Here is a 12,862-nt window from a genome sequence, read left to right as displayed (position 1 = left end):
TCAAGCTGGGTAAGTATCCGGATACAAACTCGCGGCGCATTGCGCACCGCAACTGCCCGGAAGCGACACTGCGCTCCCGGGCTATTGACTCACGCGGTCCCGGCGGGGGCCGACTCATCCAGCCCCATGGCATGCAGCCGTGCGTAATAGCCATTTTTTTCCAGCAACTGGGCATGAGTACCACGCTCGACTATACGCCCCTGATCCATCACCAGGATCAGGTCGGCCTTCTCGATGGTCGACAGCCGGTGGGCGATCACCAGGGTGGTACGACCCTTCATGACCTTGTCCAGAGCAGCCTGGATATGCCGCTCGGACTCGGTATCGAGTGCCGAGGTGGCCTCATCGAGAATCAGCAGTGGCGCGTTCTTGAGCAACGCCCGGGCAATCGCCAAACGCTGGCGCTGGCCGCCGGAGAGCAGGACGCCGTTCTCGCCGACCTGGGTATCGAGGCCCTTGGGCAACTGATCGATGAAGTCCTTGGCGTAGGCGTCGCGCACAGCCTGCTCGACGTCTTCGCGAGGGGCACCCGCCAGATCGCCATAGGCGATGTTGTTGGTGACCGTATCGCTGAACAGCGTGACATGCTGGGTCACCTGGGCGATATGCCGGCGCAGGTTCAGCAACCGATAGTCTTCGACCTCGATGCCGTCGAGCAGGATCTCGCCCTGTTCATGGTGATAGAACCGCGGAATCAGGCTGGCCAAGGTCGATTTGCCACTGCCGGAGCGCCCCACCAACGCCACCATCTGGCCCGGTTCGACACTGAACGAAATGTCGTCCAGCACCAGACGGTCGGTGCCCGGATAGGTAAAGCTCAGGTTACGCACATCCAGGCGGCCCTCGACCTTGTCCCGCTCGAGGGTGCCATGGTCCACTTCCGGTGCGACGTCCAGTTGCTCGAATATGCTCTCGGCACCCGCCACGCCTTTCTGGATGGTCGAACTGACCTCCGACAACTGACGAATCGGCTTTGGCAACAGACCCGCCAGGGTGATGTAGGCCACCATGTCGCCCGCCGACGCATCGCCGCGCAAGTAGAGCACCAGGAACATCAGCACCGCCATGGCAATGTAGATTACCAACTGCAGCATCGGCGTATAGATCGCACCGGTGCGAGTCATGCGCAGTTGCTTGTCGGTGTTGCTCTGGCTGGCCTTCAGGAAGCGTTTCTGCTCATAGGTTTCGCCACCGAAGCTGCGCACGACACGGTAGCCCTGGATGGTCTCGGACGCCACATGGGTCACATCGCCCATCGCCACCTGGATCTTCTTGCTCTGCTTGCGAAACTTCTTGCTCGCCGTGCGTACCATCAGCGCGATCAGCGGCAGGATGGCGACCATGACCAGAGTCAGACGCCAGTTCATGAAGAGCAGGGAAACGAACAGGAAAATCACCGTCATGCCTTCACGAACCACGACCTTGATCGCGTCGGTGGCGGCCCCGGTCACCATGGTGACGTTGAAGGTGATACGTGAAATCAGATGGCCGGAGTTGTGCTGGTCGAAGTAGCGGTTCGGCAGGGTCAGCAGGTTGTTGAACAACTGGACCCGCAGGTCGTGAACCAGTCCGAGAGAGACCTTGGCCAGCAGGTAGTTCCCCAGGTACGAACCCAGCCCCTGCCAGGCGGCGATCAGGATGATCAGCAGCGGCACGGCCTGCAGCAACTGCAGGTCGCGCAGATAGGGCACGTTGGGAAACAGCGCGGCTTCGGGATTGGACAGGCCATCGACAAAATACTTGAGGATGTAACCCAGCATTGGCTGCGTCGAAGCGAAAATCAGGAAACCGACGATGCTGAGCATGAACAGTCCTATGTAGGGACGTACATAGCTCAGCAGACGGAAGTAGACTTTCAAGCTCGACGGGCTTGCGGAGAGACTGGAGTCGGTCATGTCACGCGGCGGTAATTGAAAAAGGAGGCTGACTTTAGCACAGCTTCTCTGTTGTACTGACTGCCACTTGGCTCAAGCCCACCGCCCACCTGGCGGACGACATTAAATAGCCAGTGCGTTAGTATGGCCTTTCATCTTTCGGAATGACTTTTCAGCATGCAATTCAGTGGCTTGAATAACGCCTCCAACCGAGTTTTCGATTTCATCTGTCTCTGGCTGCTGCCCCTGGGCTACCTGCTGCTGTTGAGCGACATGTTCTTTCTCCCGGGCCGTAGCGCGCATCACAAGATCTACTACGCCCTGTTCAGTGCACCCGCCCTGATCGCCCTGCTGCTACGCCCACGGGAACTCAAGGAACTGGTCCGCGAGCCGCTGTTCATCGCCATCGTGACCTTCGCCCTGTGGACCATCCTCAGCCTGCTGTGGAGCCCACCCGTACCGGATGCCCTGAGCGACACAAAGCCGCCACTGCACACCCTGATGCTCTTCATAGGCTGCAGCCTGCTGGTGCGCTACCGCCCGGACAGTCTGCAACCGCTGATCTTCAGCGCCGCCATCATCGGCCTGTGCGCCACCCTGTACAACCTCTACATATTCTGGCGGACCCATACACCGGACCTGCGCATGGTGGGCGCCGGGGCCTTCGACAACCCACTGCTCAGCTCCCATGTCTTCGGCTTCTTCTGCGTCTACTGGATGAGCCTGAGCATGCTCTGCAAACGCCCGCAGACACTGCTGCTGAGCCTGCCGGCACTGCTGATCATGTTCTGCGCCGTGCTCGCCACCGGTTCGCGAACTCCCCTGGTCGCACTGACCCTGGCAGCCCTGTGGCTGAGCTTCATCTGCTGGAACCGGCGCTCGCTGATGGTGCTGGGAGCGATGCTGGCCAGTGCCATCGTGGTCTTCACCTTCTTCTCCGGGATGCTTTTCGAACGTGGCAACTCGTTCCGCTTCGAACTGTGGCGCATGACCCTGGAGCAGATCGCCTTCCATCCCTGGGTCGGACATGGCTACAACGCCGAACTGAGTATCGATCCCGGGGTCGGTTACAATCTGAGCGAGCCTCACAACTTCGCCCTCGGCGTACTCTTCTATGCCGGGATCATCGGTTTCCTGCCCTGGATATTCATGCTTGGCTGGGGCCTGCTGAGCAGTTGGCGGCAACGTGTCCAACCACTGTTCATCCTGGCCTCCAGCTGGCTGGTATTCGGCATCGGCGCCGGGCTCACCGAAGGTGGCGGCACACTGTCCCGCCCCAAGGAGCACTGGTACCTGCTCTGGGTCCCCCTGGCCCTGATCCTCGCCCTGACCGTCGCGCGGCGCACCCGACGCCTGCTGGACAGGCCAGTACGGTACCTGGATGCAAACTCCTTCGCCGGACTGACCCGGGATGCCCGGGTCATTGAGGAGGACGGACTGGGTCCCAAGGTGCTGTGCCTGCAGAACGGAGACTACCTGAAGCTCTTCCGCTCCCGCCGTTTCTACAGTTCCGGCGGTTTCAATCCACAGTCGGAACGTTTTGCGATAAACAGCGACCGTCTGCGTGCCATGGGTATCCAGACCCCGGAGATCATCGGTCTTTATCACCTCAAGAATGGCAGCACGGCGGTGCATTACCGGCCATTGCCAGGCCAGACGCTCCGCCAGGTTCTGCAGTCGATGGGCTCGGCGGCGGTGCGCGAAGCACTGGTCGAGCGCTTCGGCAGGTTCCTGGGGCAATTGCATGAGCGCGGTGTCTATTTCCGCTCACTGCACCTGGGCAACGTGCTGCTGCTGGAAGATGGCGAATTCGGCCTGATCGACCTGGCGGACATGCGGGTCTACCCCTCGCCTCTCCGACAAGCCCTGCGCCAGCGCAACCTGCGCCATATGCAGCGCTATCGGGAAGACCGTGGCTGGCTTTTCGAAGAGCAGTTGCCGGCACTGCTCAAGGGCTACGCCTCGACGGCTTCCGACAGGTCGGTCACCTCGCTGCGCAAGGAAGCACAACTGCTGAACCAGACCGCCAAGGCCTGAGAAGTGTCGGTCGCCGCCCCGTAAAGGTGCTGCGGCCGATTGCAGGAGGTCAGCCCCGGCGCTGCCGGGCGTACTCCAGGAAGCTCTCGATGTCATCGCTGCACAGCTTGTCCGCCAGACCGTGCAGCTCCTCTTCCGGCCAGTCCCACCAGGCACTGGCCAGCAGGGCATGACGTTGTTCCTCGGGAAAACGCCAGCGCAGGAAACGAGCCGGATTCCCGCCCACTACCGCGTAAGGCTCGACATCCCGGGTCACCAGGGCACCCGCCGCGACAATCGCCCCGGTTCCCACCGTAACCCCTGACAACAGCGTGCAGTTGGAGCACAACCATACATCGTTGCCAATCGTCACGTCACCATGCGTCCCACTGTACCCGCTGATATGTGCGGCCTGCGAAACCATGGCGGGGAATGGAAAGGTGGTCACCCAGTCGGCCCGGTGATGACCACCCAGGAATATCTGTACCCCTTCGGCAATCGAGCAGTAGGCGCCGATGTTCAGGGTCGAGCCTTCCTGCCAGTCATGGACCTGTGGCAGACCATAACTTCCCCGGCCAAAACCATAATCGGGATAACGCTGCCTGAAACGCGCGGCGCCACGCTCTATCTTTGGGAGCTTGCGGATGGCCCGCTTGGCCCTTTTTTCGAGAAACCGCTGAATCCAGCCCATGCCTCAAGCTCCGTTCAACTCTTTTCCAGCGGCGAAAAGTACAACCGCGCCAGGGCCTTCCAGGTTTTACCCGTCCAGGCCTTGAACGGAATCTGCGCCAATAGTTCGCGAGCCAGCTTGCGATCACGATTGGAGGTTTTCAGGAACATCGAGTTGAGGAACTTGTAACGCACCTGATCGTACAAGGGGTGATCGCTGAACAGCGCATAGGTGCGCAGGATGCTGTCGATCATGAACCGGTGGTTCTTGTAGGAGTTGGTGGCGTGCTTGCGATAACGGGCCATCAGCACACCCAGGCCATCGATGAAGTAGCCGGCGCGGGTGATCTTCAACTCGATCAGCAGGTCCTCGAGACGGATCTGCGGATCGAACCCGCCGACCTTTTCCAGCGCCTCGCGACGGATGAGCAATGTGGGAGCCGGCGGATAGGGCTTGCGCTCGAGGAACATGTCATCGAAATCCAGACGCCGGAACGGTACGTCACGGCGCTGGCGCTTCTCTGGAAACAGGTTGCCCTCGGAGTCGATCAGCTCGATATTGCCTGCGCAGATTCCCACCTCAGGCTTGCCGTCCATATGGGCGACCTGCACGGCGATACGCTCGGGCAGCATGATGTCATCGGAACCGAACGGCGCAATCAGGCTGCCATGGGAGCGTGCGATGGCACCGTTGAGCGTATTGGTCAGGCCCTGGTTCTGCTGGACCTGGAAATCGAAACCATGCTCTGCCTGCAGGCGGCGAATACGCTCGACACTGTCATCGGTGGAACCGTCATCGACCACCAGCAACTCGATGTTCGGGTAGGTCTGGTTGAGCACGCTGAGAATGCTCTGCTCAATGTAGGGACCGTGGTTGTACGAAGCGATGATCACCGTCACCAGAGGCTGGGCGTCTGTCATGGATGTTCCTTACCAGCCTGAGCCAGGCCTGATTCAATCAACTCCAGGTATTGCCGACGGAATACCTCGATATCGTGTTGGTCCTGCAGATAGCGGTAGCTCTGCTCACCCTTGGCGCGCAACGCCTCGTCCGACAGACCAAGGTAGCTGTCCAGGGCCGCCGTCAGGGCCGGCACATTCGCCGGTTCCACCGCCAGGCCACCCGCACCCTGGATCAGCGGCAGCATGGCCGGTACGCTGGATGCGATGACCGGCAGGTGCCCGCTCATGCCCTCCAGCAGCGCCAGGCCCAGCCCTTCGGCGAGGGAAGGCATGGTCCAGATATCGAACGCTCGGACGTACTGCAAGGCGTTCTCGCGGAAACCGAGCAAGTGGGCACGACCATCCAGGCCGAGGCGCTCGATCTCCTGGCGCAGGCGAGCCTCCTCGCGTCCGGCACCGATAATCACCAGCTGGGCTTCGGCATACTTGTCCTTGAGCGCGGCAAAGGCCTGGAGCAGATAGGTATGCCCCTTGACCGGCACCAGCCGTCCCAGCGCACCGACCAGGCGTGCCGAGGGCGACAGTCCCAGCAGTTCCCGGGCCCGCTCACGGGAATGCTGCAGACCCTCGGCCTGCTGGATATCGATCGCATTGGTGATCGCGTAGGTATTGGCATCGGTGAAACCGCAACGGCAGTCCAGCAGATACTGCTTCACCGCAGGCGAGACGCCTACGAAGCGCCAGCTCCGGTCGATCAGGCCCTGGGTCTGCCGCCGCCGATAGAAACGGTCGTACTCGCCAAAACCGTGGGAAATGCCGATACACAAGGGAATCTTCAACCAACGATTGAGTTGCAGCAGCATGTTCACCGGCTTGAAGCGGTTGCACACCACGACATCGAATTTCTCCCTGCGGCAGAACTTGTACAACTGCCACATCGCTCTGAGACGCATGCCCTTGAGGGCGCTGTCGGAGAATTCGAAATACACCGAGCGATCAGCCCGGCTGACAGGCTCGCCCGGCCCGGGACGCCCACGCAGGAATGCCGCCGTGACCTCGAAACGCTCGACAGGCAGGGCCTTGACGATCTGCTCGGCCAGGTCGGCGAAATCGTGCGACTTGACGTTGTAGTCCGGCTGCAGTTGCAGGACCTTGAAACGTTGACTCATAAATCTCCCCGCTGAAACCCTGTCGCATCGATGGTCCACGCCGGTTCCCGGGCCAGCAGCCGGAGTTGCCCGGGGTCGGCTTCAGGTAGCCTGGACCACTCATTACGCTTCCAGCACACAAAGTGAAAATATGGAAAAGAGCGCTCGCCATCGCGATCATTGGTCAGGCGCCCGTTGCGCCAGTACCAGCGGCTCGGAAAGTTACAGGTTCCATCATGCCACTTGATCACGCCGCCCGGCGTGCTGAAACATTCGGTGAATTCACTACGCCGCCGCCAGGGGTTGAACTTGCCCACCAGATCGAACAACGGTTTCGGGAAGTTCTTGCGCCACAGGAAAATGCGACTGAATGCCCCCTCATCCAGTGCATGATGCTCATGGTCGGTAAAGCGTTCGCGCCAGTTCCTGATCTGCATGAACACCTCGCGTTTGCGCGCGGTGTTGCGCATCAGGCACAAATGGCCGGCTACCCGGCGCTCATGAGTGGAGAACAGATCGTAACCGGCCAGGCGCTCGGCGGTGAAATACTCGCGCAGGTTGCCATACACCAGGTCGATATCACCGAATGCCCAGAAGTCATAGCCTTCCAGACGATCGGCATGGATATATCCCAGGGCCGGTTTGATATCACAGAGTTTGTAGGCGGCCTTCGGGGCAAAATCGATCTCCAGTCGGCGGGAGACCAACTGGCAGTAATTGTCGAAACTCATGCTCTCGATAGTGACATTGGGCGGCGTATCCTCCGGCACCCCACAATCGCTGAACAGCAGCCAGTCAATATCCGGGTTGTATCGGCAGCTTTCCAGAAAGAACGGCATCCAGAACGGCCAGCGCCCGAAATAGGGAATGATGAACAGAATACGCGGGTCTGGACGGGTCATTGGCAACTCACTGCAGGCTTCTGGAACTCAAGGGAACACTCTGTCCCAAGGGGCATTACCGACGCTCGAGCAACCAGAGCAATTCATGCCTTCTGACCGCCTTTCGAAAGAACTCGTTCTCGCCGTAGGGGGATTGTACCCTACTAGCCAGAAGCCACTGTATCGAACGTCGCAGTCGCCGCTTGAACGGAGCACGTGGTTGCAGATCATGCATCATGCCCAATGCCATGGCCTTGTCGCGCTGCTGCTCCAGCGACAGCGACAGACTATAGGGTTGCAGCACCAGCGCCGGATCGAAGACCGGCGGCAAGGCGACTCCCGCGCCTGAATCGCCCATGGGCCAGCGATCATTGTCATGCAGGTGGTTGGCATAGCCCAGCAGCGTGGTCGGCTGCCACTCCAATCCCTGCAACGCTTGCATCACCGCCGCCTGGGCGCAGATGTGATCCGGATGCGGATCAAGTGAAAAATGCGGTAACACAATTACCTGCGGCCGGGCCCGGCTCAGCAGCTCGCGCAGGTCGGCCAGCAGGTTGTTCCAACTGGGCACACCATCGCGATCACCGGGGAGGGTGAACGGATTGAGCTGGCGGAACAGGCGGATATCGTCGAGCTCGGCTTCGCGGGACGCCACCGGCTGGTCCGGTGCGGCCTGCATGGCCGGCAGCTGCAGGCAGAAATAGCCGAGCTGCACGCAATGCTCCTGCGGTACACCGGCCCAACGCGGCACCGCGATACTGTCCCAGGCCCGCAGCCGCCCCTTCAGGCGAGCCGCCTCGGCACGGGGCAAGCCCATCGCCTGGTAATGCTCGGCTTCGATTTCGCCCGCGGTCAGGGTCACGATCCAGGTTTCATCAGCCTGGCTGTACAGACCGTAGGCCGCCAACTCGGCATCGTCGGCATGGGGAGCGATCACCATGACCCGCTGCCGCCGCAGGTCCGGCTGGCGGAAAACCCACAGCACCGGCTCACCGAGCAAACGACAGAAACGCCCGCGCAAACGCAACGAGCCCGTGGTCAGCGCCGGGGCAAAGCCACCCAGGTTGAGATAGCGCAAACCATTGACGCCGCGCTCGAATGCCTGGCGATCGGAGGATTGCGCGCTCTCGATTTCGACTGCCGGATCGAGGAAGCGCCCCAGCCAGCGGCTCTTGAGCCTGACCGCCAGGATCAGGGTTTCCTCGCCGTCCAGTGCAAGGGCATCGTCCAGTTTCAACAGCCCACCGTCGAGACGGCCAGCGACCTGCTCACTGCCCTCGGGAAAGGCATATTGATAATCGTCGCCCGGGGAATAGAACAGGTGATCGGCAAACCAGGCTTCATGGGCAACCCAGGCCAGCAGTGCCAGGACCAGCGGCAGCCACCAGGCCACCAGCAGGCCGACCGCGACCAACAGCACCAGGCCGATCAACAGCGTCAGTCGCTTGTTACGGCGATGACGCTTGAGCAACTGCTGTTTACGGCTCATACCCTGAACACCGGCACGGGGTTGCACCAGCGATCCTTGTACTCACGGTCCGCACGCCCGAACGAAAAGCGCAGCGCCTTGCCCAGCGCGCGGGCATCTTCCCAGGCACTCTGGGTGTTGAGGAAGCTCAGCACGCTGCCCGGGCTGAATGCCCGGGTCTCGGGATCGACGCCGCCGTTGATGTACTCGACGCTGATCCACTCGGGCGCCTCGACGCGGTAGATCAGTTGCACCGCGATCGGCGCACCGTTGAGAAAGATCACCGAACCGATCAGCAGTTCGCGCAGCAACTCGATGACCTCGGCCATGCGTGCCGCGCCGGTCGCCGCGAAACCCCAGCGCCGCTGGAACAGGTCGCAATAGATCGCCGCGAGTTCGGCACTGGAAAACTCGCCGACCGGGCGCACCACGCCGCCCGCCTCTTCGAGCAGGCGCAGTTCACGACGCTGGTTGTAGCGAAACTTCTTCGACAGGTCCTCCGGCGTGCGGGCCATCGCCAACTGTTCGGTCTGCGCCTGCAGGCCGCTGAACCGGTCGGCATTCAACTCGGACAGATAACGGCCACGGTGCCGCAACGGCGCCAGCGCACCGGCAGCCGCCGGCAGGATCAGTTCGGCGTTGCCGAGATCGAACAGGCCCTTCTTGCCCTGGCGCTTGAGCACTTCCTTGGACAACGCCAGGTCACGGCCCCAGGTCGCAATCGCCGCCTTCAGCTCGCCACCCTGCTCGAAAGCCAGGTAACGCACCGGAATCCCGGCCAGATGCGCCAGGCGGTCGACCACCAGCGGGTGCGTCGCGACGCTGCCACCAAAACGCTGCCAGGCGGCACTGTAGGTCGCGGCATCCACCACCGACCAGCCGCGCTCGCGCCAACCCTGGAATAGGTTGAGCATCAGGCCTCCGCCGTCAGGTCGGTGACTTGCGGCAGGTGCCAGAAAGCCTCACGGACCGCCTGGTCCGAGAACCTCTCGTGCAACCGCGCCAGCATCCGGTCGGCACAGGCCTGGCGCTGCTCGTCATCCAGCGCAGCCAGGTGCTGCAGCCCCTGGGCCAGGTGCTCGGCATCGCCGAGGGGGAAAAGAATCCCGACACCTTCGACCACTTCCCTGGCCCCCCACAGGCAGTGGCCAGCAGCGGCACACCGGCAGCCATGGCTTCCAGCAGGACCATGCCGAACGGCTCGTGATCGGAACTCAGGGCGAAAACATCGAACCCACGAAAGTAACGGCGAGCCTGCGGGACCTGGCCGAGAAACAGCACACGCTCGGCGACCCCGAGCTCGGCGGCCAACGCCTTCAGTTTCTGCTCCAGGCGTCCGGTACCGAGTATCGCCAGCCGACTGTTGACCGGCAGACGCTCCAGAGCCTGGGCGAACCCGCGAATCAGCGTCGCCTGATCCTTGTCCGGATGCAGCCGGCCGACATTGCCGACGACCCAGGCGTCAGCCGGCAGCCCCAGGGCGGCACGCGCCTCGGCGGCCGGAAGCTGCGAAGCCTGCAATGCCTCGATGTCGATACGGTTGTAAAGCGTACGAATCCGCCCGGTCGGCCACTTCGGCAGGCACTGGCGCATATCGTCGCGTACGGCATCGGAAACGCCGAGCAGGCTCAGGCGCTTGCGAAACAGGTGGGCAAACAGCTTGCGGCTGCCCCGCACATAGTCACCGAACGCATGGTGTACGCCGATAACCGGCAACGCCGTGCCAAGCAGGGCGATGTAGATCGGCTTGAAGCGATGGGCGATGCAGAAGCTGAAGTCGCGCGAGGCGGCGATCTTGCGCAGGTCGCCGATAGCGCCGAGCTTGAGTCCCCGGATGGCCTTGGAGCTGTACTCCATGAACAGCACTTCGTCCGACGCACAGTCCGCGGCCACCTCGGCATCGGCGACACCGGTGAGAAACACCGTGGTCACCCGATAGCCGGTCCCGCTGAACAGTCTGGCGTACTGACGGGCGCAATCGAGGAACGGCCCGTCATATCCGTGGCAGAACTGCAGCACATGGCGCTCAGCCGAGCGAGTCATAAGCATCCGCGCCGTCTTTGACCACCAGGATGTCTTCCATGATCAGGTACTGCAGGTCGGAACCGAAGAACATGTTCAGGGCATCGGTCGGCGAGCAGATCATCGGTTCGCCACGACGGTTCAGCGAGGTGTTCAGCGACACGCCGTTGCCGGTCAGCACTTCCAGGGCCTTCATCATGTCGTAGTAGCGCGGGTTGTACTCGCGCTTGAGCACCTGGGCCCGAGAAGTACCGTCCTCGTGGACCACTTCCGGCACGCGGGTCTTCCACTCCTCGGCCACTTCGAAGGTGAAGGTCATGAACGGCGCCGGGTGATCGATCTTGATCATCTGTGGCGCAACGGTGTCGAGCATCGACGGGCAGAAAGGCCTCCAGCGCTCGCGGAACTTGATCTGGTGGTTGATCCGGTCGGCCACGCCGGCGACGCTCGGGCAACCGATGATCGAGCGGCCGCCCAGGGCACGCGGACCGAATTCCATGCGGCCCTGGAACCAGGCCACCGGGTTGCCGTCGACCATGATTTTGGCGATCTGCTCCGGCATGTTGTCCAGCTTGCGCCACTTCGGCGAATTCGGGTGACGGGCGCAGGCCGCGATCACGTCTTCGTTGCTGTAGGACGGGCCGAGGTAGACGTGCTCCATCTTCTCCACCGGCACACCGCGGGCGTGAGAAACGTAAGCGGCCGCCCCGACGGCGGTACCGGCGTCGCCGGAAGCCGGCTGGACGAACAGTTCCTTGATGTCATCGCGGGCGATGATCCGCTGGTTCAGCTTGACGTTCAGCGCACAGCCGCCAGCGAAAGCCAGTTTGCCGGTTTCCTTGAGAACGTCGCCCAGGTAGTGGTCAATCATCTGCAGCGCCAGCTTCTCGAACAGCGCCTGCATGCTGGCCGCGTAATGGATGTAGGGCTCGTCGGCAATGTCGCCCTCGCGCTTGGGCCCCAGCCACTCGATCAGCTTCGGCGAGAAGTAGAAGCCCTTGCCCTTTTCCTTGTAACGACGCAGGCCGATGACGTTGGCGTACTCGGTGTTGATCACCAGCTCGCCATTCTCGAAAGAGGCCAGGCGCGAGAAGTCGTACTTGCTGGCATCGCCGTAAGGGGCCATGCCCATCACCTTGAATTCGCCATCGAGCATTTCGAAGCCGAGGAATTCGGTGATCGCGCCATACAGGCCGCCCAGGGAGTCCGGATCGAAGAACTCCTTGATCTTGTGGATCCTGCCGTTTTCACCGTAGCCGAAGAAGGTGGTGGCGTACTCGCCCTTGCCGTCGATCCCGAGGATCGCGGTCTTCTCCTTGAAGCCGGAGCAGTGATAGGCGCTGGAAGCGTGGGCCAGGTGGTGCTCGACCGGTTCGATCCTGATCTTCTTCGGATCGAAGCCCAACTGCTCCAGGCACCAGACGATCTTCTTGCGATAGCGCTTGTAGCGACGGTTACCCATCAGGATCGCATCGAGGGCGCGATCCGGGGCGTACCAGTAACGCTTGGCGTAATGCCAGCGCGCCTTGCCGAACAGGCTGATCGGGGCGAATGGAATCGCGACCACGTCTACGTCCGAGGGCTTGATGCCGGCCTGCTCCAGGCAGAATTTCGCCGATTCGTAAGGCATGCGGTTCTTTGCATGTTTGTCGCGTACGAAGCGTTCTTCCTCGGCGGCCGCGATCAGCTTGCCGTCGATGTACAAGGCTGCGGAAGGATCATGGCTAAGGGCGCCGGACAGGCCAAGAATCGTCAATGCCACAGGGGTCTAGCCTCTTTAAGTCTGCATGCAGGCGGCGATGCGCCTGGAGAAAATGTGTCCTCGCAAGGGGCGAGAAACAGCTAAAGGGCGGGATTATAGCGTAAAAGCGGCGACAAGCC

Annotated in this window: 9 protein-coding genes and 1 pseudogene; 1 reads left to right on the top strand and 9 read right to left on the bottom strand. The window is 61.7% G+C overall.

Going from position 1 to position 12,862, the window contains the following annotated elements:
• Positions 1-89: 89 nt before the first annotated feature.
• The gene (msbA, locus tag ACZ5KU_RS02395; protein ID WP_054056544.1) at positions 90-1,895 is read right to left on the bottom strand and encodes a lipid A export permease/ATP-binding protein MsbA; all 1,806 of its coding nucleotides are present in this window, start codon (positions 1,893-1,895) and stop codon (positions 90-92) included.
• A gap of 156 nt (positions 1,896-2,051) precedes the next feature.
• Here msbA and ACZ5KU_RS02390 point away from each other — a divergent pair, with 156 nt between their 5' ends.
• Positions 2,052-3,911 (top strand): bifunctional O-antigen ligase/aminoglycoside phosphotransferase family protein, encoded by a 1,860-nt coding sequence (locus ACZ5KU_RS02390; protein ID WP_054056543.1) that lies wholly within the window; start codon positions 2,052-2,054, stop codon positions 3,909-3,911.
• A gap of 49 nt (positions 3,912-3,960) precedes the next feature.
• Here ACZ5KU_RS02390 and ACZ5KU_RS02385 read toward each other — a convergent pair whose 3' ends face one another.
• The 8 genes and pseudogenes from ACZ5KU_RS02385 to ACZ5KU_RS02350 form a co-directional block, all read right to left on the bottom strand.
• Complete coding sequence (locus tag ACZ5KU_RS02385; RefSeq protein ID WP_054056542.1) at positions 3,961-4,581, bottom strand: CatB-related O-acetyltransferase; 621 nt, start codon at positions 4,579-4,581, stop codon at positions 3,961-3,963.
• 14 nt (positions 4,582-4,595) lie between these two features.
• Positions 4,596-5,480: a glycosyltransferase gene (locus tag ACZ5KU_RS02380; RefSeq protein ID WP_054056541.1), complete on the bottom strand. Its 885-nt coding sequence runs from the start codon at positions 5,478-5,480 to the stop codon at positions 4,596-4,598.
• Complete coding sequence (locus ACZ5KU_RS02375) at positions 5,477-6,631, bottom strand: glycosyltransferase family 4 protein (RefSeq protein WP_054056540.1); 1,155 nt, start codon at positions 6,629-6,631, stop codon at positions 5,477-5,479. Before ACZ5KU_RS02375 ends, ACZ5KU_RS02380 begins: the two co-directional genes overlap by 4 nt.
• The gene (locus ACZ5KU_RS02370) at positions 6,628-7,512 is read right to left on the bottom strand and encodes a DUF6625 family protein (RefSeq protein ID WP_054062117.1); all 885 of its coding nucleotides are present in this window, start codon (positions 7,510-7,512) and stop codon (positions 6,628-6,630) included. The genes ACZ5KU_RS02375 and ACZ5KU_RS02370 overlap by 4 nt, the downstream gene beginning before the upstream one ends.
• A 55-nt stretch (positions 7,513-7,567) precedes the next feature.
• Positions 7,568-8,980 carry a PIG-L deacetylase family protein gene (locus ACZ5KU_RS02365; RefSeq protein ID WP_054056538.1) on the bottom strand — a complete coding sequence of 471 codons (1,413 nt, stop codon included), beginning with the start codon at positions 8,978-8,980 and terminating at the stop codon, positions 7,568-7,570.
• The gene (locus ACZ5KU_RS02360; protein WP_464736794.1) at positions 8,977-9,873 is read right to left on the bottom strand and encodes a GNAT family N-acetyltransferase; all 897 of its coding nucleotides are present in this window, start codon (positions 9,871-9,873) and stop codon (positions 8,977-8,979) included. The genes ACZ5KU_RS02365 and ACZ5KU_RS02360 overlap by 4 nt, the downstream gene beginning before the upstream one ends.
• A pseudogene (locus tag ACZ5KU_RS02355) lies at positions 9,873-11,002 on the bottom strand (glycosyltransferase). The gene ACZ5KU_RS02360 and the pseudogene ACZ5KU_RS02355 overlap by 1 nt, the downstream one beginning before the upstream one ends.
• Positions 10,986-12,743, bottom strand: coding sequence for a carbamoyltransferase family protein (locus ACZ5KU_RS02350; protein WP_054056535.1), 1,758 nt, complete (start codon positions 12,741-12,743; stop codon positions 10,986-10,988). The pseudogene ACZ5KU_RS02355 and the gene ACZ5KU_RS02350 overlap by 17 nt, the downstream one beginning before the upstream one ends.
• Positions 12,744-12,862: the final 119 nt, after the last annotated feature.

The organism is Pseudomonas sp. Tof1 (genome assembly GCF_055390395.1).
Note: the sequence above shows the minus strand (reverse complement) of the source record. Positions and strands in the feature narration are given on the sequence as shown.